We start from the raw sequence: 21,081 nt of genomic DNA on the forward strand, positions 1-21,081 counted from the left end.
CCGGTTCCACCCAGGACGCCGGGGTGGGGAGGCATGCGTATGAGATCGGCCGATCTGGCCGCGGCCGTCCGGCGCGGGGACGTCGAAGCCGTCCGGGACCTGCTGGAGGGCGTGGAGGACGCGAACGCCTGCGACCCGGCCGACGGCGTTCCGCTCCTCTGCGTGGCCGTGGCGGCGTACGACGAACCGGTCGCCGAGGCGTTGATCGATGCCGGCGCCGATCCGCTGCGCCCACTGGCCGGGGTACCGGGAGGGGACCCCGGGCTGCCGGGAGGGGACACCGCGCTGACCCGGGCGGTGGACGGCGGCTGTTCCTGGATGGCCGCCAGGCTGCTCCCCGATCTCGTGCGCCTCGACGCCGACGCGCGGGCCGATCTGCTGGCACGCGCGCGGTACTGGGCCGAGGCGGACCTCGGGACCGAGCTGCGGCGCAGGACCGGCGCGGCCGGGCCGGTCGAGCGCGGCACGGTGCGGGTCGATTCCTGGTCCTCGCAGTACGAGCGCCACTCGCTCGGCGGGCAGACCGTGTGGGACGGCCATCCGGGTGTCCTCACCGTGCTGGAGCAGCGCTTCCGGATCCGGACGTCGTTCGACGAGCTGGTCGCGCGGGCACTCACCCGCCCGGACCGGGACCACGGCGTCTGGTCCGACTCCGTCGTCCTCCTCGCCGGTCGGCTGGACGAGGAGACCTGGGGGGCCGCCCAGGCGCTGAGCGCGCATCCCGACCGACTGCACCGACTCTTCGCCGCGGACGTGCTGCGGTGCCTCGTCATCGGGTTCGGCGGCATGTTCTCGCGGCCGGGTTCCGTCGTCCACAAACTCGCGCCCGAGGTGTTCCTGCCCTGGGCCCTGGAGGAGCCGGATCCCGAGGTGCTCGCCCTGGTGCTGTCCGGGCTGAGCGAGGAGGGCGACTCGGACGGGAACGGGGAGATCATCGAGGCCGTGGGTCTGCCGTACGCCGGGCATCCCGACCCGCGTGTACGCCTGGAGGTGCCCGACACCCTGCGACCGGAATCCGCGGGTACGCGCGTGGCGCGCGGGAAGCTCGACGTCCTGTACGCACTCGCGGGCGACCCCGACCCCCGGGTGCGTGAGCGGGCGGCCCACTGGCTGGCGCACTGCCCCGCGCAGGCGCCCGGCGTCACCGACGTGCTCGCCGGACTCCTCGACGACGAGCTGCGGGACACCCGGGTACACGCCGCCTACGGGCTCGCGCAGCGCGACGACCCGCGCTGTGTCGCCGCCGTGCGCGCGCTGCGGCCCCTCGACGTCGACGGCGGCCCGGACGACGGCCTCGTGCGGGCGATGTGGCGCTACGAGGAACGCCACCCGGAGGTCTCCGAGTCGAGGCTTTCCGAGCCGAGGGGCTCCGAAGCGAAGCCTTCCGAGCCGGAGTGACGATGCCGGCCCGGCCGGAAGGGCTCGCGCCCGTGCCCGGCCCGCCACGGCGTGCGCGAGGGGGCGTCCGCCCCGCGCGCGCAACCGTTCGTCGCGGGCCGCCGCCCGATGGGTGTCACCGTCGGCACGCGGGGACCGGGGGCGTGAGCGATCCGCGCACGCGCCGTTCGTGAACAGCGCGCACGACCATCGCGCGCCCTGCCGCAAGCCGCTGCCGCCCTCATGACCGCGAAAAAGCCGGGCGCCGAAGGGTGTCCGCCGCGCCGACTACCCTGGAGGGTCGAGCATCCCCCGTGGCAGGAGAGAAATGGCCGTCAATCTGGTCAATGTCGAGAACGTCAGCAAGGTGTACGGGACCCGTACCCTCCTCGACGGCATCTCGCTCGGCGTGTCCGAAGGGGACCGGATCGGCGTCGTCGGCCGCAACGGCGACGGGAAGACCACGCTGATCCGCATGCTCGCCAAACTGGAGGACGCGGACTCCGGCCGGGTCACGCACTCCGGCGGGGTCCGCCTCGGCGTCCTCACCCAGCACGACTCGCTCGACTCGGCCGCGACCGTCCGGCACGAGGTCATCCGGGACATGGCCGACCACGAGTGGGCCGGCAACGCCAAGGTCAGGGACGTGCTCACGGGGCTCTTCGGCGGGCTCGACCTGCCGGGGTTCCCGCAGGGCCTGGACACCGTCATCGGTCCGCTCTCCGGCGGTGAGCGCCGCCGGATCGCGCTCGCCAAGCTGCTGATCGAGGAGCAGGACCTGATCGTCCTCGACGAGCCGACCAACCACCTCGACGTCGAGGGCATCTCCTGGCTGGCCCGGCATCTGCGCGAGCGCCGCTCCGCGCTCGTCTGCGTCACCCACGACCGCTGGTTCCTGGACCAGGTCTGCACCCGCATGTGGGACGTGCAGCGCGGTGACGTCCACGAGTACGAGGGCGGCTACTCCGACTACGTGTTCGCGCGCGCCGAGCGTGAGCGCATCGCCGCGACCGAGGAGGTCAAGCGGCAGAACCTGGTCCGCAAGGAGCTCGCCTGGCTGCGCCGCGGCGCCCCCGCGCGGACGTCCAAGCCGCGGTTCCGCGTCGAGGCCGCCAACGAGCTCATCAAGGACGTGCCGCCGCCCCGCGACAGCAGCGAGCTGATGAAGTTCGCCTCCTCGCGCCTCGGCAGGACCGTCTTCGACCTCGAGGACGTCACCGTCCAGGCCGGTCCCAAGGTGCTGCTCAAGCACATCACCTGGCACCTGGGCCCCGGTGACCGCATCGGCCTCGTCGGGGTCAACGGCGCCGGCAAGACCTCGCTGCTGCGGGCCCTGGCCGAGGCCGCCCGCACCGAGGGCGAGGTCCAGCCCGTGGCCGGCCGGGTCGTCGTCGGCAAGACCGTCAAGCTCGCCTATCTCTCCCAGGAGGTCGGCGAGCTCGACCCCGGGCTGCGGGTTCTGGAGGCCGTCCAGCAGGTGCGGGAGCGCGTCGACCTGGGCAAGGGGCGGGAGCTGACCGCCGGGCAGCTCTGCGAGACGTTCGGCTTCAACAAGGACAAGCAGTGGACGCCGGTCGGGGACCTGTCGGGCGGTGAGCGCCGCCGCCTGCAGATCCTGCGCCTGCTCATGGACGAGCCCAACGTCCTCTTCCTCGACGAGCCCACCAACGACCTCGACATCGAGACCCTGACCCAGCTGGAGGACCTCCTCGACGGCTGGCCCGGCTCGATGATCGTCATCTCCCACGACCGCTTCTTCGTCGAGCGGACCACGGACCGGGTCTTCGCCCTCCTCGGCGACGCCGCCCTGCGGATGCTGCCGCGCGGCATCGACGAGTACATCGAGCGCCGGCAGCGCATGGAGGAGGTCGCCGCGGCCTCGGCTCCGGCGGCCGTCGCGAAGCCGGTGACCGAGAAGAGCGCCGCCGATCAGCGCGCCGCCAAGAAGGAACTCCAGAAGATCGAGCGGCAGTTGGACAAGGTCTCGGAGAAGGAGTCCAAGCTGCACGCCCAGATCGCCGACAACGCCACCGACTTCGAGAAGGTCGCCGAACTCGACGCCGAGCTGCGGGGATTGGTGGGCCAGCGCGACGAGCTGGAGCTGCGGTGGCTGGAACTCGCCGAGGACGCGTGAAGGGTGCGTGAAGGCGCATAACGACGGCATCACGGGCCGGTCCTCCCTTGGGAACAGGGGTGGATCGGCCCCGGGAGCCATTGGCCGCGGGTGATAGAAAGAGCCGTCTGAGAACTCTCTGAAGACGGCTCCGGGCGGGTCACTGACCTGGGGGCGTGGCTAAAAACCAGTGACATAGGGGGAACACGCTGATGGCTCAGCCGCCCAATCAGCCGCCGCAGCAGGGTGGTTTCGGAGCACCGCAGGACCAGCCGCAGCCGCCACAGGCATCGCAGCCGCCGCAGCCGCCGCAGGGTGGCTTCGGCGCGCCCCAGATGCCGCCGCAGCCGCCGCAGGGCCCGCCCGCCCAGCCGCCGCAGCCGGGTTACGGCTATCAGCAGCAGCAGCAGCAGCCGCAGCAGCCCGGCCCGTACGGTCAGCCGCCGCAGGCCGGTCCGTACGGTCAGCCCCAGCAGCCGGGCCCCTACGGCCAGCCCGGCCAGCCCGGCCCCTACGCCCAGCCGGGGCCGTACGGCCAGCAGCCGGGCTACGGCTATCCGCAGGCGCCCCAGTTCCCCGGAGCGCCCGGTGCTCCCGGTACGCCGCCCGGTGGGCGCAACCCCTTCAAGGGGCGGCCCGCGCTGGTGGTCGGGGCCGCGGTGGCGGCGCTGCTGGTGATCGGCGGGACGGTGTTCGCGGTCTCGAACGGCGATGACGACGGCGGCAAGAAGCCGGTCGCCGAGCCGAGCGACGACGGCAAGGCCACATCGAGCGGCGCACCGGCCAACCCGGGTGACGGCAGCGGCGACGGCGGCGAGGACACCGAGGACTTCAACGCGGACCGCAAGGCCGGCGAGGCGAAGGTGCTCTGGTACAAGGAGGCGCCCGACGCGCCCGCCTCCGGCGCCGACGCCCCCGGCATGTGGATCACCTCCAAGGTGGCCGTGAAGGCCGCGTACAAGGAGGTCGTCGCGTACAACGTCGGCGACGGCAAGCCCACCTGGGACACCATCGCCCTGCCGCAGAAGATCTGCGCGGTCACCCCGCAGAAGACGGCGGACGACAAGGTCGTCGTGGCGTACATGAGCGGCACCAGTGACCGCGCCAAGTGCAACCAGCTCCAGCAGATCGACCTCGACACCGGCGCCCAGGGCTGGAAGGGCGTGGTCGCGGACGGCGCGCTGTTCGACAGCGCCATCAGCATCGAGCTGTCGCTGGCCGGCAACACCCTGATGGTGGGCCGCTCGCAGTCCGGCACGGCGTACGACGTCCGCACCGGCAAGAAGCTGTACGACAAGCAGAAGTACGGCGACTCCTGCTTCCCGACGGCGTTCGCCGGCGGCACCCGGCTGATCGCGGTGGCGTCCTGCGACGCGACCGAGGCCAACGAGCACGACGAGATCCAGGAACTGGACCCGGCGACCGGCAAGGTCAGGTGGACCCAGAAGTTCGACAAGGGCTGGTCGGTCGCGAAGACGTACTCCGTCGACCCACTGGTGGTCTACAGCACCAACGAGGACAAGAACACCTGGAACATCGCGACGTTCAAGCCGAACGGCGGCTACCGCTCGCAGGTCGGCTTCGACGAGGACTTCGCGCCCGAGTGCGACTCCGGCTTCCTCCAGCGCAACCTGACGGGCTGCACGGGCACGGCTTCCGACGCGAACACGCTCTACCTGCCGACCGAGTCGAGCAGCGGCCCCAACGAGATCGTGGCGATCGACCTCTCCACCGGCAAGGAGAAGTGGCGCGTGAAGTCCCCGACCGACGAGGCGATGCTGCCGGTGAAGGTCGAGGGCGGCAACCTCGTCGCGTACGTCGAGCCGTCGTACGACGCGGCCGGCCGGGTGGTGGGCATCCCGACGGCCGGGTCCGCCCACACGCCGACGACGCTGATGCAGCTGCCCCAGAGCACGGCCGAGATCGAGGACGGCTTCTACTCGCGTGACCTCGCCTGGGTCGACGGGCGGCTCTACCTCTCCTCCACCCGGCTGACGGGCAACGACGAGACGAAGGAGAAGCTGATGCTCGCCTACGGCAAGTGAGGCGACCCACCGCCTTCCCCGCCCCGTCGACGTCGTGTCCCCGTCCGCCCGAGCTTTCCGAGCGTTCTCCCGAGGTATCCACACCATGACCCAGCCGCCGCCCCCGCCGCCGAACCAGCCCCCGCAGCAGCCGCAGCAGGGCGGTTTCGGCCCGCCCCAGCCGCCGCAGGACACGCCGCCGAAGGACGCCGTGCCCAAGGACGCGACCCCTCAAGACGCCGCGCCGCAGCCTCCCGCCCCCGACCTGACGAAGGCTCCGGAGCCGGGCTACGGCTACCCGCAGGCACCCCAGCCGGGCCAGACGCCCCAGCCGCCCCAGGCTCCGGCCCAGGCGGCTCAGCACCCCCATCCGCCCCAGCCGCCGCAGACGCCTCCGCCCCCGGCCCCTGCCGGGCCCCCGCAGCAGCCCCAGCCGGGGTACGGCTACCCGCAGGCGCCCGGACAGGCGGCGCCCCCGGCCGCGGCCCCCGGTTACGGCTACCCGGCCCAGCCGGGCACGCCCGCGCCGTCCGCGTACGGTCAGCCCCAGCAGCCGGGCCCCTACGGCCAGCCGACGCCCCCGTACGGCCAGCAGCCCGGTTACGGCTACCCGGGACAGCCGGGTCAGCCGGGGTATCCGGCCGCTCAGCCGGGTTACGGCTACCCGGGGCAGCCCACCATGCCCATGCACCCGCAGGCCGGCGGCCCCGGCCAGGGAACGGGCGGCGCCGGCAAGAAGTTCAACGCGCAGGTGGCGATCATCGTCGGGGCGGTCGTGGCGATCGCGCTGATCGTCGGCGGCGGCGTCTGGTACGCGAAGTCCGGTGACAGCGGGAAGAAGGAAGAGGCGGGTCCCGCGGGCCCGACCGGCGCAGGGGGCGACACCGGCGGCTCGGGAGGCACCGGCGGCACGTCCTCCGGCGGCAAGGAGAAGGTGCCGGCCGACCCCGCCTCGGACGTCCTGTTCAAGGTCCCGATGCCCGTGATCAAGAAGGACGACAGCGTCGGCGTCAAGGGCTCCTGGCTGACCGACAAGGCGTACGTGAAGACGGGCGTCAACGAGATCGTCGGCTACGACCTGGACAAGGGCACCAAGCTCTGGTCGGTCCCGCTGCCCGGTCCGGTGTGCGAGGCCAGCAGGTTCGCCACCGACGACTACCGCACGGCGGTCACCTTCCAGGCGAGCGCCGCCGAGACGGCCTCCTGTGACCAGGTCGCCGCGATCGACCTCGCCGCGGGCAAGCAGCTGTGGAAGAAGACCGTCAACTCCGGTGACTACCCGATCAGTTTCAATAACGTGACGGTCAGCGCGAACACGGTGGCCCTCGGCAGCACCAACGGCGGCGCCGCCTTCGACATCGACTCCGGCAAGGTGCTGTGGTCGCCGAAGCCGGCCGACACCTGCTACGACGCCGGCTACGGCGGCGGCCCGAAGCTGGTGGCCGTGCGCAAGTGCGGCGCGTACGACAACCCCGAGCTGCGCATCCAGACCATCGACCCGGTGTCCGGGAAGGTGATCTCCGAGTACAAGCTGGCCACGGGCATCGACTACGCGTCCGTCGTGTCCAGCGACCCCCTGGTGGTGGCCGCCGACGTCGGCGACAGCGCCGGTGACGGCAGCGGCATCTCGGACTTCTTCTCCATCGACAACAAGACCGGCAAGCTGCGCACCCGGATCTCGGTCCCGGGCGACCAGTACGCGGCCGACTGCGAGGGCATCACCAGGATCGAGGCCTGCACGGGGCTGGCCGTCGGTAACGACCGGATCTACGTCCCGACCGAGGAGCACGACGGCACCGGCGACTACAGCCGGACCAACGAGGTCATCGCCTTCGACCTGGCCACCGGCAAGCAGACCGGCCAGCGCGCGGACGCCGGCGACGGCTACACGATCTACCCGCTGCGCATGGACGGCAGCAACCTGATCGCCTACAAGCGGCCGCCGTACGACAAGGGCGGCCAGGTCGTCAGCATCGCCGGAGGCTCCTTCAAGGAGACCAAGCTGCTGGAGAACCCGTCCACGGAGGCGGTGCACGACCTGGAGACCAGCATGTCCCCGGAGTACTCCGAGGTCCTCTACTCCCAGGGACGCCTCTACATGTCCGAGGTGTACGCCGACGACGGCTCGCTCTCGAGCGGCGACCCGCAGAACCTCGTGGTCGCGTTCGGCGCGGGCAGCTGATCGTCTTAATCGCCGTGACGGCCCCGCCCCTGCTCAGGGGCGGGGCCGTTCACTTACCGCCCATGACCCTCGAATGTGAGGAATTTCGGCGATCCGGGGCACTTCTCACCGGTAGGGGGAGCGCAACGTCGAACAAGCGTGTAGCTTCCGGGGGCATGAAGGACGGGGTGCCGGGGGGCACCCTTTGTTGGTCCGTGTGAGTCCGTGTGAGCCCGTGAGGGCATCCATGGGGGGACTGGGGGGTTGCTCGTTGGGAGTGCGGCTGATGGTGGTCGACGACCACCGACTGCTCGCCGAGGCACTGGCCTCGGCGCTCAAACTGCGGGGGCACCGGGTGCTCGCCGCGGCGGCACCGGCCGCGGGCGCGGCCGAGCTGGTGATCACCCGCGCCCCGGAGGTGTGTCTGCTGGGTACGGCGGTCCCGGCCGAGCCGGGCATCTTCGACCCGGTCGTCCGCATCAAGCGGGAGCGGCCGCAGGTGGCGGTCCTGGTCCTCGGTCCGGTACCGAGCCCTCGGGGCATCGCGGCGGCCTTCGCCGCCGGCGCCTCCGGGTACGTACGCCACGACGAGCGCATAGAGGGCGTGGAACGGGCCATCATGAAGGCGCGGGCGGGCGAGGCGGCGGTGGCTCCGGCGCTGCTGCAGGGCGCGTTCGGCGAACTGCTGAACCCGGCGGCCCAGCCGGACGACGAGGGCCAGCGGCTGCTCCAGATGCTCACGCCCCGCGAGGTGGAGGTCCTGGTCCGGGTCGCGGACGGCGAGGACACCCGCCTGATCGCCGCCGGCATGGGCATCGCCCCGTCCACGGCCCGCACGCACGTCCAGCGGGTCCTGATGAAGCTGGGCGTCGGCTCCCGGCTGGAGGCGGCGGCGCTCGCGGCCCGCACGGGTCTGCTGGACCGCGCGGGCCCGCTGCCGCACACCTCCCGGAACACGGGGGACACGGCCGGCGGTCTCGCATGACCGTCCGCACGGTCGTCGGGCGGGGTGTGCGCCTCGGCGCGCTGATCGGCGTGTGGCCCGCGGGGATCGTCGGCACTCTGTGCCTGGTGGCGGCGTTCGTCTTCCTGGTCGGCGGCCACGACGGCAGTGCGTGGAAGCTGACGGCAGCGGGCGCGTTCGCCGTGCTCGGCAGCATGGCCGTGGGCGTCACCCTGGGCACGGCCACCGGCCTCGCCCTGGCGCTCGCACCCCGCGGCCTCCTCACCCGCCCCCCGCTGCGCGGCCTGCTGGCGGCACTCACCGCGGGACTGCCGGTGGCGGCCCTCTTCGTCGCCGCCCTCACCGGGGGCGGCTACACCCTCGCGAGCTACCCGCCGTCGATCCACTTCCTCGCCTGGTCGGCGACCCTGACGATCGCCCTGGTGGCGGCGGCCCGCAGCGGCGACATCGCCGGCTGCGGCGCCGATCTCTGACGGGCGCCGATGAGTTTCGCCGTGATCCGCGGTCAGAGATCATGACTGAACCGACGGCGACGCCCCGACACCCCGAGGACCTCACATGCGCACCCTGATCAGCACCGCATTCATCTCGCTCGACGGTGTCGTCGAGGCACCGGGCGGCGAGCCCGGTTACCGGAACGCCGGATGGACCTTCAAGGACATCGAGTTCCTGCCCGAGGCCTTCGAGATCAAGGGCCGGGAGCAGACCGAGGCCACCGCGATGCTGCTGGGCCGGACCAGCTATGAGGCGTTCAGCCCCGTGTGGCCCGACATGGCGGACTTCGCCGACTACAAGGTGATGCCGAAGTACGTCGTCTCCACCACCCTCACCGAGGACGACCTGGTGTCGAACTGGGGCGAGACGACGATCCTGCGCTCGCTCGACGACGTCGCCGCGCTGAAGGAGACCGAGGGCGGCCCGATCATCGTCCACGGCAGCGCCTCCCTCAACCAGTCCCTCTCGGACGCCGGCCTGATCGACCGCTACCACCTGCTCGTCTTCCCGCTCCTGCTCGGCGCGGGCAAGCGGCTGTTCAGCGCCACGGACAAGGACACCCAGAAGCTGAAGCTCGTCGAGCACGAGGCGTACGCCAACGGCCTTCAGAAGAACGTCTTCGACGTCGTCCGCTGAGGCGCGAGTCCGGCGCGTATCCCTGCCAGGAGGTGAGCGAGGGCGACGGGCGTGGCGGTGAGGGCCGTGTCCGGGGCGTCGCTCTCACGGAGGTGAAGGGCCACGGGGGCGGCGGAAGCGGCGAGTTCGACGCAGGTGTTGCCGTTGCCGCCGTCTGAGAACGTGGACTTCTGCCAGCGCAAGGTGTGGTCCATGGGGTGCCTCACAGTTCCTTTGTCAGGCGGTGGATGAAGTCACGTGACGCTGCTGGTTCCAACGTCGCCTTCTCCACCCTACGGAAGAGCGTTCGGAGCTGGGCCAGTTGAGGTTCCGCATCGATGAACGCAGTTCCGGTGGGGGCGTCGCGCAGGCCGGTGTCCAGCTGGGGCACGGGACCGCCGGTGTACATCAGCGAGGCTCCTGCGCCTGCGAAACCGTCCTGATCGGTAGGGATGACACGCACGGTGGCGTGCCCCTGCTCGATCTGATCGAGGATGCGCAGGAGTTGAGCGTGTGAGGCCCTGCGGTCGGCCACTCTAAGACGCAGGGCGAACTCGTGGACGATCGTCTCGTACGGGGTGGGGTTGTCGCCTTCGATGACGACCCGGCGTCCCAATCGGTGCTCGACGCGAGGTGTCAGTTCGCTCTCGGGCAGGCCGGGCATCATGTACGCGTAGACCGCGCGAGCGTAGTCGGCGGTCTGCAGCAGCCCGGGAACGTGCGTGATCACGATTTCCCGGAGGAACTTCGCGTGGTGCTCGACCTCCGCGGTGTCCAGGAAAACAGGGGGCAGGACTCCCCGGTACTCCTCCCACCAGCCGCGTGTCCGATCGGATGCCATGGCCATCAGGGCCTCGATCAACGCCTCGTCCGCGCAGGCGTAATGGGCCGCCAAGCGGCGGACACGCTCCGGGCTCACCCCCGCGACGCCGGACTCGATCTGGCTCATCTGGACCGCGTCGGCACCGAGCAGCGCAGCGGCTTCCCGCGCCTTCATGCCCGTCGCTTCGCGGAGTTTGCGCAGTTCAGCGCCCAGTCGCACCCTGCGGGCCGTGAGATGCCTCTTGGGTGGCACGCGGCGCACCTCCTCGTCTCAACTGCCCTGGTGGCATACCTCGTTCGAGGGTCAGGATAGGCCAACCGCTTGCGGCTTCCTAATGTTAGGAAATACCGTCGGTGACGCACCGCACACGCTGCGGAAGTGCACCGCTTCGTCCTGCCATGACGGCTGCGGCAACGCCACCGCGCGTAAATCCCCTCACGCCACTCGGAGTTGACCCATGTCCGACCCCTGGGAGTACTCCCTCTACATCCCCTGTGACCCACGCGCCGTGACCGTGTGCCGCCGCACCCTGCGCCTGATCCTCACCCTGCACGGACTGATCCACCTCGTGGACACGGCGGAGCTGCTCGCCTCGGAGCTGGTCTCCAACGCCGTACTGCACACCAAGGGCCCCGCGTGCCTGCGCCTCCGTTTCCGGGACGGGGTCCTCCAGATCGGCGCCTGGGACGCGGACCCCGAGCCGCCCGAGCCGCCGGGACGGCTGGAAGGGCTGACCGAGGCCGAGAGCGGGCGCGGGATGGCCCTCGTCCGGGCCTGCTCGGACCTCTGGCACTGGCAGCCGCTGACCCGGATGGGGCATCGGGGCAAGCTCGTGTGGTGCGAGCTGGTGGCGGCATAAGGCTCAGTCCGTGGTGCAAAGCCGATAATCACGACATACGGTGCGTAACCGTAACGTCTCGCTCTGTAGCGAGGCACGCCATCCAGACGGAAAAGGGTATGCAATGCGCAAGCTCCGCAACACCGCTCTCGTGGCCGCCATGATCGGGAGCCTCGGCATGGCCGGCGCCGGATTCGCCTCCGCCGCCGTCTACGGCTCGGACGGGGACTCCCGGGAGTGCTCCAACCACGTGGAGAACATCTCGTTCGGCCTCATCAACATCCCGAACCTGAACCTCCCGCTGCTCGGCCTCTCGTCGAACCAGGACGCGACCCAGCAGATCTGCAACAACGGGGACGACGCCATCAACGCGAACGTCGCCGACCACGAGTAGACGAACTGAGCCGGCTCCGGGACCCGACGCAACGGATCCTGGAGCCGGCTCGGCCTCGTGACCTGCGCCCCCGGCCCGCGGCTACTCGCCGCGCGGGGGCTTCCCCTCCAGCGCCTCCGGCGGCAGCGTCGGGGTGACCGGCGCCACGGGCCGCAGCTTCAGCCAGGCCAGGAAGAAGATGCCCAGGGCCAGCATGGCCAGGCCGGTCCACAGGTTGATGTTGATTCCCTGGGCCTTGTCGATCTCCGCGTCGCTGTCCGTGATGCCGGCGATCGTGACGATCACGCCGTAGACGACGAACAGGCCGCCGATGATGCGGCGCAGGTCGAAGATGCGGGCCGCGGTCGCGGACTTCTCCTCGAGTTCCGTGACCTCACGCTGCACGTCGGCCTCGGAGTACCCCGCGCGCCGCAGCCGCTCGGCCGCCTCGGCACGCTCGGCGCGCTCGGCGGATTCGGAGGGTTCGGAGGGTTCGAATTGGTCGGACATGGTCTCTCCAGTCTCCCGCGGTATTCGCGACCGGGCTCAGAACGAGAACGGGATGTAGCACAGGGCGGCCAGGATCAGCGCGCTCCAGCCCAGCAGTGCCGGGCGCCGGTACCACGCGTCGTCGCCCGCCGCCGGCGGCTCGGCCATGCCGGGGGAGACGGTGCCGTAGACCAGACCCTGGAGCTCCTCGTCCCGCTTGGGTGCCGTGAACAGCGACACCGCCACCATCACGACCGCGCCCGCCACGAAGCCCGCGATCGCGGAGACGAAGTTCGCGCCCTGGTCGGTGGGGATGCCGATGATGTCCTGCTTGTAGAGGACGAAGTAGTTGACCATCGCGGCCGTCGTGCCCGCGAGCAGGCCCCAGAAGCCCGACTTCTTCGACGCCCGCTTCCAGAACATGCCGACGATGAAGACGACGAACATCGGCACGTTGAAGAAGGAGAACAGCGTCTGGAGGTAGCTCATGATGTTCGAGAAGGACGAGGCGAGGAACGCCGTGCCCACCGAGGCCGCCACGCCGATCGCCGTGATGAGACGGCCGAAGCGCACGTAGTACGCGTCCTCCCGGCCCCGCACCACGTACTTCGCCCAGATGTCGGTCGTGAACACCGTGTTGAAGGACGAGACGTTCGCCGCCATGCCCGCCATGAACGCCGCCAGCAGGCCGGTCACCGCGATGCCCAGCACACCGTTGGGCAGCAGCTCCTGCATGAGGTACGGGATCGCGTCGTTGTACTGGAGGTCCGAGTCGGCCGTGCCGATCTTCGGCACCAGCACCGCCGCCACCAGACCCGGGATCATCACCAGGAAGACGATGAAGATCTTCGGGAAGGCGGCGATGAGCGGGGTGCGCTGGGCCGCCGACAGGTTCTTCGCCGACAGGGCGCGCTGCACCTCGGCGAAGTTCGTCGTCCAGTAGCCGAAGGAGAGGACGAAGCCGAGGCCCAGCACGATCGTCAGCCAGTTCGCGCCGAGCGGGTTGTCGCTGCCGATGCCCGTGCCGCCCCAGGCGGTGACGAAGTCGTCGCCGTGGGCCTCGGTCAGGGAGTCCGTCAGGCCGTCCCAGCCGCCCACCTTCTTCAGGCCGAGCACCGACAACGGGATGAGCGCCGCCAGGATCACGAAGAACTGGAGGACCTCGTTGTAGATCGCCGAGGAGAGACCGCCGAGCGTGATGTAGGCCAGCACGAAGGCGCCGGCGACCACGATCGCCACCCACTGCGGCCAGCCCAGCAGAGCCTCGACGACGATCGCGAGGGCGTACAGGTTCACGCCGGAGATCAGGATCGCCGCGAAGGCGAACAGAGCCGAGCTCAGCAGGTGGGCGCCCCGGTCGAAGCGCAGCAGCAGGAACTCGGGGACGGAGCGGACCTTGCTGCCGTAGTAGAACGGCATCATCACGATGCCCAGGAAGACCATCGCCGGGATGGCGCCGATCCAGTACCAGTGCACGGTGTACGCGCCGTACTGCGCGCTGTTCGCTGCCATGCCCAGGATCTCGGTGGCGGCCAGGTTGGCCGAGACGAACGCGAGGCCCGTGATCCAGGCGGGCAGGGAGCGTCCGGAGAGGAAGAAGTCGAGGCTGGTCTTCACCGATCTGCGAGCGGCGAAGCCGATGCCCAGGACCACGACGAAGTAGATGCCGAGGATCGTGTAGTCGAGCCAGTTCGTCGGCAGCCGCAGCTCTGCCGCCAGCTGTGCTGCCGTGTAGGCCGGGTCTGTGGGGGTTCGCATGCCCTGCTCACTTCGTTTGGTGTTCTTTGTTTGGTTGTGATGGTGACTCGCGTGGGGGTTTATGGTTTTATGTGTTTGGTTCTGTTGGAAGCTTCGCTAGGTGTACGGATCTAGGTCTGCGGGTCTAGAGGTACGGATGGAGAGTCGCGGTGAAGAAGACCTCGACCCGCTTGGCCGACGGTCGTGAGCTGATCTACTACGACCAGCGGGACGACTCGGTGCGCGACGCGGTGGACAGGCGTCCGCTGGACCCCACGGTCACCACTTCGGAGGTACGGCGGGACGCCCTGCTCGGCGATTCCATCGCCGTGGCCTCGCACCGGCAGGGGCGCATCTACCACCCGCCGGCCGACGAGTGCCCGCTCTGCCCCTCCCAGGGCGACCGGCTCAGCGAGATCCCGGACTCGTCGTACGACGCCGTCGTCTTCGAGAACCGTTTCCCCTCGCTGGCCGGCGACTCCGGGCGCTGCGAGGTGGTCTGCTTCACCTCCGACCACAACGCGTCCTTCGCCGACCTCACCGAGGAGCAGGCACGACTGGTCCTCGACGCGTGGACGGACCGGACGTCCGAGCTGTCGCATCTGCCCTCCGTGGAACAGGTGTTCTGCTTCGAGAACCGCGGCGCCGAGATCGGTGTGACTCTGGGTCACCCGCACGGGCAGATCTACGCCTACCCGTTCACCACTCCGCGCACCGCCCTGATGCTGCGTTCGGTCGCGGCGCACAAGGAGGCGACCGGCGGGGAGAACCTCTTCGACGCCGTCCTGGAGCGCGAACTCGCCGACGGGCGGGTCGTTCTGGAGGGTGAACACTGGGTCGCGTTCGTGCCGTACGCGGCGCACTGGCCGTACGAGGTGCACCTCTACCCGAAGCGCCGGGTGCCGGACCTGCTCGCCCTCGACGAGGAGGCGCGCACAGAGTTCCCCCAGGTCTATCTGGAACTCTTGAGGCGCTTCGACCGGATCTTCGGCGAAGGTGAACCGCCCACGCCGTACATCTCCGCCTGGCACCAGGCGCCGTTCGGCGCGCTGGAGGAGTTCGAGGGTGTCAACCGGGACGACTTCGCGCTCCATCTCGAGCTTTTCACCATTCGCCGCACTTCCGGCAAGCTGAAGTTCCTCGCGGGCTCCGAATCAGGCATGAACGTCTTCATCAACGACGTGCCGCCGGAGTTCGCGGCCCAGCGACTGCGAGAGGTAGCGAGTTCATGAGCGGCACCACCGGCACGAGCGGCAAGTATCTGGTCACGGGTGGCGCGGGCTACGTCGGCAGCGTGGTCGCCCGGCACCTGCTGGAGGCCGGCCACGAGGTCGTCGTGCTCGACAACCTCTCCACCGGATTCCGCGAGGGTGTCCCGGCAGGTGCCTCGTTCATCGAGGGCGACATCCGCGACGCCGCCAAGTGGCTCGACGCCTCCTTCGACGCCGTGCTCCACTTCGCCGCGTTCTCGCAGGTCGGCGAGTCCGTCGTCAAGCCCGAGAAGTACTGGGACAACAATGTCGGCGGCACCATGGCCCTGCTCGGCGCCATGCGCGAGGCCGGCGTGCGCAAGCTCGTCTTCTCGTCCACCGCCGCGACCTACGGAGAGCCGCGTGAGGTCCCGATCGTCGAGACCGCGCCCACGCGGCCGACCAACCCCTACGGCGCCTCCAAGCTCGCCGTCGACCACATGATCAGCGGCGAGGCCGCCGCCCACGGGCTCGGTGCCGTCTCGCTGCGCTACTTCAACGTGGCCGGCGCGTACGGCGAGCAGGGCGAGCGCCACGACCCCGAGTCGCACCTCATCCCGCTCGTCCTGCAGGTCGCGCAGGGCCGCCGCGAGGCCATCTCCGTCTTCGGCGACGACTACCCGACCCCCGACGGCACCTGCGTGCGCGACTACATCCACGTCGCCGACCTCGCCGAGGCCCACCTCCTCGCCGTCGCCGCCGCCAAGCCCGGCGAGCACCTCATCTGCAACCTCGGCAACGGCAACGGCTTCTCCGTGCGCGAGGTCATCGAGACGGTCCGCGAGGTCACCGGCCACCCGATCCCCGAGGTCGTGGCCCCTCGTCGCGGCGGCGACCCGGCCGTCCTGGTCGCCTCGGCGGCCACCGCCCGTGAGCAGCTCGGCTGGACCCCGTCCCGCGCGGATCTCGCGGGTATCGTCGCGGACGCGTGGGAGTTCGCGCAGCACATCGCAAGCAGCGCAAGGGAGTCGTAGTGGGGGCACAGGAAGTTCGCGAGGGTTTCGTCCGGCTGTACGGGGCCGAGCCCGAGGGCGTCTGGGCGGCGCCCGGCCGCGTCAACCTCATCGGTGAGCACACCGACTACAACGACGGCTTCGTGATGCCTTTCGCGCTGCCGCACATCGCGGTCGCGGCGGTCGCACGGCGTACCGACGGCGTGCTGCGACTGCACTCGGCCGACCTCGACAGCGGAGTCGCCGAGCTGCGGCTCGACGAGCTGACGCCCGAGTCCGACAAGAACTGGACGGCGTACCCCGCCGGGGTCGTCTGGGCGCTGCGCGAGGCCGGCCATGCGGTGACCGGCGCCGACATCCACCTGTCCTCGACGGTCCCGTCGGGCGCGGGCCTGTCCTCGTCCGCGGCCATCGAGGTCGTCGTGGCCCTGGCGCTCAACGACCTCTACGACCTCGGGCTCCAGGGCTGGCAGCTCGCCCGCCTGTGCCAGCGCGCCGAGAACATCTACGTCGGCGCGCCCACCGGCATCATGGACCAGACGGCGTCCGCGTGCTGCGAGGACGGCCACGCGCTGTTCCTCGACACCCGCGACCTCTCGCAGAAGCAGATCCCCCTCGACCTGGCCGCCGAGGGCCTGCGCCTGCTGGTCGTCGACACGCAGGTCACGCACGCCCACAGCGGTGGCGAGTACGGCAAGCGGCGGGCCGGCTGCGAGAAGGGCGCCGCCCTCCTCGGCGTCGACGCGCTGCGCGACATCGCCTACGCCGACCTGGACGCGGCCCTCGCCCGGCTCGGTGACGAGGAGGAGGTCCGCCGTCTGGTCCGTCATGTGGTGACGGAGGACCAGCGGGTGGAGCAGGTCGTCGCCCTCCTGGAGTCGGGCGGCGACACCCGCGCGGTGGGGCCGGTCCTGACGGCGGGTCACGCCTCGCTCCGGGACGACTTCCGGGTCTCCTGCGCCGAGCTGGACCTCGTCGTCGACACCGCGCTTGCCCACGGGGCGCTCGGCGCGCGGATGACCGGCGGGGGATTCGGCGGCTCGGCGATCGTGCTGGCCGAGGCCACCGATGTCGAGACGCTCACCAAGGCCGTCGAGGAGGCGTTCGCGGCCGCGGGGTACAAGGCTCCGCGGGTGTTCGAGGCGGTGCCCGCGGCGGGGGCGCGTCGGCTGAGCTGATTGTTCTGCGCGGGGCGGTGGGTGCGCGAGTTGATCTCGCCCCGCCGCCCTTTCCCGTTCCCGACCCTGGGGGCTGTGCCCCCGGACCCCCCTTTCGGCCCTGAACGGGCCTCGTCCTCAATCGCCGGACGGGCTGGGGGGGGGCTGAAGTGGTCTACCCGAGTCTCTTCGTCAGGGTGAACTCCGTCAGGCCCGGGGGGTAGTCCTCGATCACGCAGACCACCTCGTAGCCGTGGCGGCGGTAGAACTCCGGGGCCTGGAAGTCCCAGGTCTCCAGGCGTACACGGTCGCAGCCGCGCTGCTCGCGGGCGACGCGCTCCGCCTCGGCGAGGAGGGCGCTGCCCAGGCCCGTGCCCCGGTGCCGGGCGTCCACCCAGAGGTAGGTGACGTGCAGCCAGGTCGTCCAGGTGTGGCCCACCAGACCGCCGGCCAGACCACCGCCCGGGTCCGAGGCCCAGACGTGCAGCGCCGATTCGCGTTCCGCGGGGGTGCCGCGCAGTGCGCGCAGGACGGGGGAGGCCTCGGTGTTGGTGGCGAGAAGCCGCGAACGGAGAAGATCGCGGCGAGTCCTGTCGACTTCTGTCTCAAGACGAAACATGCGGCACACCATAAACGCGGTGGCCGAACCAATCCTGCAATTTGCCTTCCGCTGTACGCCCGCGGCCCTACCCTGTGAACAGTGCCGGTGGGGGCCGGTGCTGATCAGGGGGCGAGACAGTCGGGTACGGCGCCCGCGGTGGGGGTAGCAGTCTCTGCACGGCGGCGGCCGTTGCGGTGGTGGCCTCCCGTCCGGGCGTCGTGTCCGCGCGGTCGTCGTTCTCCGTCTCCGGACCTTGGGGTATCCCCTGCTCTGTCAAGGAGCTTGGGGGAGGGGGTTTCGTGGTTCGCATTCGTGTACTGGTCGTCGACGACCACCGTATCTTCGCCGAGTCACTCGCCGCGGCACTGGCCGCCGAGCCCGACGTCGACGTGTCCGCGGCCGGCAGCGGCCCGGCGGCACTGCGCAGTCTGGAGCGCGCGGCCGCCGAGGGGCGCCGGTACGACGTGCTGCTCGTCGACGCCGACCTGGGCGCCGCGCTGCCGGGCATACGGCCCGCCGTGCCCGTGCAGGAGGTGGGGGAGGACGGGCTCGTCGACGGGATATCGCTGGTCGTGGGGGTCCGTGCCACGCAGCCCCATGTCCGCATCGTCGTCCTCGCCGAGAAGGACGAGCCGCGCCGCGCGGCCCTCGCCCTCCAGGCCGGGGCGTCCGGCTGGGTGGCGAAGGACTGCTCGCTGTCCCGTCTGCTCACCGTCATCAGAGGCGTGCTGCGCGAGGAGACCCACCTCCCGGCCGCCCTGCTCACCGGCGTCCTGCGGGAGTTGACGGCCGCCCGCAAGCACCGCACCGAGAGCGAACGGCTGGTCGAGTCGCTCACTCCGAGGGAGCGGGAAGTGCTGCGCTGCATGGTCGCGGGACTGGGCAGGAAGGCGGTCGCCGACCGGCTGTTCCTCTCCCCGCACACCGTCCGCACCCATATGCAGAACGTCCTCGGCAAGCTGGGCGTGCACTCCACCCTCGCCGCGGTCGCGCTGGCGCGCCGGGCCGGGGTGGGGCCGGTGGACCTAGCCGGGGATGTTGTCGAACGGGGCGGTCAGCTGGCGTAGCAGGCCCGCCAGTTCGCCGCGCTGGGCGTTCGAGAGCTCGGCCAGGATCGCTCGTTCCTGGTCGAGCAGTCCGGCGAGCGCCTGGTCGGCGCGGTCCTTGCCGTCGTCCGTGAGGCGGACGAGCACACCCCGGCGGTCGCTCGGGTCCGGCAGCCGTTCCACCAGGCCCTTCTTCGCGAGCCGGTCGATACGGTTCGTCATCGTGCCCGAGGTCACCAGCGTCTGCGTCAGCAACTGGCCCGGCGAGAGCTGATAGGGCGCCCCCGCGCGCCGGAGCGCTGTCAGGACGTCGAACTCCCAGGGCTCCAGCTGGTGCTCGGAGAACGCCAGACGGCGTGCGCGGTCCAGGTGCCGGGCCAGTCTGCTCACCCGGCTGAGTACTTCCAGCGGCTCCACGTCGAGGTCCGGGCGCTCCCGGCGCCACGCTGCGACCAGCCGATCGACCTCGTCCTCCATGACGATCAGTGTAGTGGTTGTGTCGACGTGAAGTCTCTTGATGTGGAGCTTCTTGATATCAAGTCTCTTGACATCAAGAGAAATGGGAGGGGAAAGTACCAGGCATGACGACCAACCCCAGCTGGGACCCCGCCCAGTACCTGCGTCACGCCGGCCACCGCGCCCGCCCCTTCGGCGACCTCCTCGCCCGCGTCCCCGGCCTGCCCGGCGACCCGCCGCGGATCGCCGACCTCGGCTGCGGCCCCGGCCACCTCACCGCCGTCCTCGCCGACCGCTGGAGCACCGCCCGGGTCACCGGCTACGACAACTCGCCGCAGATGCTCGCCGACGCGGCGGCGCACGCGGGCGCGCACCTCGACTTCGCCCACGCCGACCTCGCCACCTGGGCGCCGGAGGAGACGTACGACCTGCTCGTCTCGAACGCCGCCCTCCAGTGGGTGCCCGGCCACCTCGACTCCTTCGCCGGCTGGCTGGACGGCCTCGCCCCCGGCGGCACCTTCGCCTTCCAGGTCCCCCACAACATCGACGCGCCCCTGCACGCCCTCATGCGCGAGCTCGGCGACAGCGTCCGCTGGAAGGGCCGCCTCGGCCATGTCCTGCGGCACGAGGACTCCGTCCACGCCCCCGGCGTCTACCTCGACCGGCTGGCCCGCCTCGGCTGCGCCACCGACGTCTGGACGACCACCTACCTCCATGTGCTCCAGGGCGACGACCCGGTCCTCGACTGGGTCAAGGGCACCGGCCTGCGCCCCGCCCTCGACGCCCTCGCCGACGACCCGGAGGCCCGCGACGCCTTCGTCACCGACTACCGCGACCTGCTCCGCGAGGCCTATCCGAGCGCGGAGTACGGCACCGTCCTGCCCTTCCGCCGCCTGTTCGCGGTGGCCGTGAAGGGGGCCTGACGTGCTGGCCGCCGTCGACCATGTGCAGCTCGCCGCCCCGCCCGGCGCCGAGGACCTGCTGCGCCGCTTCTGCATCGGCACCCTCGGGATGACCGAGGTCCCCAAGCCGCCGGTGCTCGCGGCGAAGGGAGGATGCTGGTTCCGGGCGGGCGCCGTGCACCTGCACGTGGGGATCGAGCCGGGCTTCGCACCGTCCGCGAAGGCCCACCCCGGGCTGCGGGTCACCGGCATCGAGGCGTACGCCGCCCGGCTGGAGGCCCACGGCACCCCGGTCACCTGGGACGAGGACCTGCCGGGACACCGCCGCTTCTACGCTCTGGACCCCGTCGGCAACCGGCTGGAGTTCCTGGAGCCCGTCAGCGAGGTTTGAGGGGTGCCGGACGGGTCACTCGCAGTGCTGAGACCACACGCAGACCTGACTGGGAGTGATGAACAGTGGCAGGCGAGCAGAAGTCCAAGGCGAAGATGGAACAGGCCAAGGGCAAGGCGAAGGAAACGATCGGCCGCACCGTGGGCAACGAGCGGATGGAGGCCGAGGGGCGCGCCGAGCAGGCGAAGGGCGACGCCCGTCAGGCCAAGGAGAAGGGCAAGGACGTCTTCAAGCACTGAGGACGTCGTGAGGCACTGACGCGCCGCGGCGCCGACGCCACACATGCGGGTGGGGCCCCGACCACGAAGGTCGGGGC

The 21,081-nt window shown here is 70.8% G+C and carries 22 protein-coding genes; 16 read left to right on the forward strand and 6 right to left on the reverse strand.

Annotation, left to right across the window (positions count from 1 at the left end; translation table 11 throughout):
• Nucleotides 1–39: 39 nt before the first annotated feature.
• The 7 genes from ACFVYS_RS33940 (at nucleotide 40) to ACFVYS_RS33970 (ending at nucleotide 9,770) form a co-directional block, all read left to right on the forward strand.
• Nucleotides 40–1,398: a HEAT repeat domain-containing protein gene (locus ACFVYS_RS33940; RefSeq protein ID WP_389508366.1), complete on the forward strand. Its 1,359-nt coding sequence runs from the start codon at nucleotides 40–42 to the stop codon at nucleotides 1,396–1,398.
• Nucleotides 1,399–1,705: 307 nt separating this feature from the next.
• Nucleotides 1,706–3,511, forward strand: a complete 1,806-nt coding sequence (locus ACFVYS_RS33945) for an ABC-F family ATP-binding cassette domain-containing protein (protein WP_389508368.1) — start codon at nucleotides 1,706–1,708, stop codon at nucleotides 3,509–3,511.
• A 191-nt stretch (nucleotides 3,512–3,702) separates the two neighbouring features.
• Entirely contained in the window at nucleotides 3,703–5,535 is a 1,833-nt protein-coding gene (locus ACFVYS_RS33950; RefSeq protein WP_389508370.1) for a PQQ-binding-like beta-propeller repeat protein, read from the forward strand.
• An 85-nt stretch (nucleotides 5,536–5,620) separates the two neighbouring features.
• On the forward strand, nucleotides 5,621–7,696 hold the full coding sequence (locus ACFVYS_RS33955) for a PQQ-binding-like beta-propeller repeat protein (RefSeq protein WP_389508372.1): 2,076 nt from the start codon (nucleotides 5,621–5,623) through the stop codon (nucleotides 7,694–7,696).
• 250 nt (nucleotides 7,697–7,946) lie between these two features.
• On the forward strand, nucleotides 7,947–8,660 hold the full coding sequence (locus tag ACFVYS_RS33960) for a LuxR C-terminal-related transcriptional regulator (protein WP_389508403.1): 714 nt from the start codon (nucleotides 7,947–7,949) through the stop codon (nucleotides 8,658–8,660).
• The gene (locus ACFVYS_RS33965; protein ID WP_389508374.1) at nucleotides 8,657–9,112 is read left to right on the forward strand and encodes a hypothetical protein; all 456 of its coding nucleotides are present in this window, start codon (nucleotides 8,657–8,659) and stop codon (nucleotides 9,110–9,112) included. Before ACFVYS_RS33960 ends, ACFVYS_RS33965 begins: the two co-directional genes overlap by 4 nt.
• Nucleotides 9,113–9,197: 85 nt before the next feature.
• The gene (locus ACFVYS_RS33970; protein WP_389508376.1) at nucleotides 9,198–9,770 is read left to right on the forward strand and encodes a dihydrofolate reductase family protein; all 573 of its coding nucleotides are present in this window, start codon (nucleotides 9,198–9,200) and stop codon (nucleotides 9,768–9,770) included.
• Here ACFVYS_RS33970 and ACFVYS_RS33975 read toward each other — a convergent pair.
• Nucleotides 9,740–9,964 carry a DUF397 domain-containing protein gene (locus ACFVYS_RS33975; protein WP_389508377.1) on the reverse strand — a complete coding sequence of 75 codons (225 nt, stop codon included), beginning with the start codon at nucleotides 9,962–9,964 and terminating at the stop codon, nucleotides 9,740–9,742. The two genes, ACFVYS_RS33970 and ACFVYS_RS33975, sit on opposite strands and share 31 nt — an antisense overlap.
• Before the next feature lie 8 nt (nucleotides 9,965–9,972).
• Entirely contained in the window at nucleotides 9,973–10,824 is an 852-nt protein-coding gene (locus ACFVYS_RS33980) for a helix-turn-helix domain-containing protein (protein ID WP_389508379.1), read from the reverse strand.
• A 205-nt stretch (nucleotides 10,825–11,029) separates the two neighbouring features.
• On the opposite strand from ACFVYS_RS33980, the gene ACFVYS_RS33985 reads away from it, so the two are divergent.
• Together ACFVYS_RS33985 and ACFVYS_RS33990 are read left to right on the forward strand one after the other, a co-directional pair.
• Complete coding sequence (locus ACFVYS_RS33985; protein WP_389508381.1) at nucleotides 11,030–11,431, forward strand: ATP-binding protein; 402 nt, start codon at nucleotides 11,030–11,032, stop codon at nucleotides 11,429–11,431.
• 103 nt (nucleotides 11,432–11,534) lie between these two features.
• The gene (locus ACFVYS_RS33990; RefSeq protein ID WP_385553944.1) at nucleotides 11,535–11,804 is read left to right on the forward strand and encodes a hypothetical protein; all 270 of its coding nucleotides are present in this window, start codon (nucleotides 11,535–11,537) and stop codon (nucleotides 11,802–11,804) included.
• A gap of 81 nt (nucleotides 11,805–11,885) precedes the next feature.
• On the opposite strand, the gene ACFVYS_RS33995 is transcribed toward ACFVYS_RS33990, so the two are convergent.
• Both ACFVYS_RS33995 and ACFVYS_RS34000 read right to left on the reverse strand, forming a co-directional pair.
• The gene (locus tag ACFVYS_RS33995; RefSeq protein WP_389508383.1) at nucleotides 11,886–12,293 is read right to left on the reverse strand and encodes a hypothetical protein; all 408 of its coding nucleotides are present in this window, start codon (nucleotides 12,291–12,293) and stop codon (nucleotides 11,886–11,888) included.
• Nucleotides 12,294–12,329: 36 nt separating this feature from the next.
• Nucleotides 12,330–14,030 carry a sodium:solute symporter family protein gene (locus ACFVYS_RS34000; RefSeq protein WP_054244119.1) on the reverse strand — a complete coding sequence of 567 codons (1,701 nt, stop codon included), beginning with the start codon at nucleotides 14,028–14,030 and terminating at the stop codon, nucleotides 12,330–12,332.
• 149 nt (nucleotides 14,031–14,179) lie between these two features.
• On the opposite strand from ACFVYS_RS34000, the gene galT reads away from it, so the two are divergent.
• Genes galT through galK form a run of 3 tightly spaced genes read left to right on the forward strand, consistent with a single transcriptional unit; the run spans nucleotide 14,180 to nucleotide 17,390 of the window.
• On the forward strand, nucleotides 14,180–15,241 hold the full coding sequence (galT, locus tag ACFVYS_RS34005; protein WP_389508385.1) for a galactose-1-phosphate uridylyltransferase: 1,062 nt from the start codon (nucleotides 14,180–14,182) through the stop codon (nucleotides 15,239–15,241).
• On the forward strand, nucleotides 15,238–16,233 hold the full coding sequence (galE, locus tag ACFVYS_RS34010; RefSeq protein WP_389508387.1) for a UDP-glucose 4-epimerase GalE: 996 nt from the start codon (nucleotides 15,238–15,240) through the stop codon (nucleotides 16,231–16,233). Before galT ends, galE begins: the two co-directional genes overlap by 4 nt.
• Nucleotides 16,233–17,390, forward strand: a complete 1,158-nt coding sequence (gene galK / locus ACFVYS_RS34015; RefSeq protein WP_389508389.1) for a galactokinase — start codon at nucleotides 16,233–16,235, stop codon at nucleotides 17,388–17,390. The genes galE and galK overlap by 1 nt, the downstream gene beginning before the upstream one ends.
• 154 nt (nucleotides 17,391–17,544) lie before the next feature.
• Here the strand turns inward: galK and ACFVYS_RS34020 are convergent, their stop codons facing one another.
• On the reverse strand, nucleotides 17,545–18,000 hold the full coding sequence (locus ACFVYS_RS34020) for a GNAT family N-acetyltransferase (RefSeq protein ID WP_389508391.1): 456 nt from the start codon (nucleotides 17,998–18,000) through the stop codon (nucleotides 17,545–17,547).
• 269 nt (nucleotides 18,001–18,269) lie between these two features.
• Between ACFVYS_RS34020 and ACFVYS_RS34025 the strand changes: the two genes are divergently transcribed.
• A complete protein-coding gene (locus ACFVYS_RS34025) occupies nucleotides 18,270–19,037 on the forward strand; it encodes a LuxR C-terminal-related transcriptional regulator (protein ID WP_389508393.1) in 768 nt (255 codons plus the stop codon).
• On the opposite strand, the gene ACFVYS_RS34030 is transcribed toward ACFVYS_RS34025, so the two are convergent.
• Nucleotides 18,996–19,493, reverse strand: a complete 498-nt coding sequence (locus tag ACFVYS_RS34030) for a MarR family winged helix-turn-helix transcriptional regulator (protein ID WP_020128438.1) — start codon at nucleotides 19,491–19,493, stop codon at nucleotides 18,996–18,998. The genes ACFVYS_RS34025 and ACFVYS_RS34030 overlap by 42 nt on opposite strands.
• Nucleotides 19,494–19,597: 104 nt before the next feature.
• On the opposite strand from ACFVYS_RS34030, the gene ACFVYS_RS34035 reads away from it, so the two are divergent.
• The 3 genes from ACFVYS_RS34035 (at nucleotide 19,598) to ACFVYS_RS34045 (ending at nucleotide 21,004) form a co-directional block, all read left to right on the forward strand.
• Nucleotides 19,598–20,395: a trans-aconitate 2-methyltransferase gene (locus ACFVYS_RS34035; protein WP_389508395.1), complete on the forward strand. Its 798-nt coding sequence runs from the start codon at nucleotides 19,598–19,600 to the stop codon at nucleotides 20,393–20,395.
• 1 nt (nucleotide 20,396) lies between these two features.
• Entirely contained in the window at nucleotides 20,397–20,765 is a 369-nt protein-coding gene (locus ACFVYS_RS34040; protein WP_389508397.1) for a glyoxalase, read from the forward strand.
• Between the two features lie 65 nt (nucleotides 20,766–20,830).
• Complete coding sequence (locus ACFVYS_RS34045; RefSeq protein WP_082413041.1) at nucleotides 20,831–21,004, forward strand: CsbD family protein; 174 nt, start codon at nucleotides 20,831–20,833, stop codon at nucleotides 21,002–21,004.
• Nucleotides 21,005–21,081: the final 77 nt, after the last annotated feature.

It is taken from the genome of Streptomyces sp. NPDC058295 (assembly GCF_042880655.1).
GTDB lineage: Bacteria > Actinomycetota > Actinomycetes > Streptomycetales > Streptomycetaceae > Streptomyces > Streptomyces coriariae.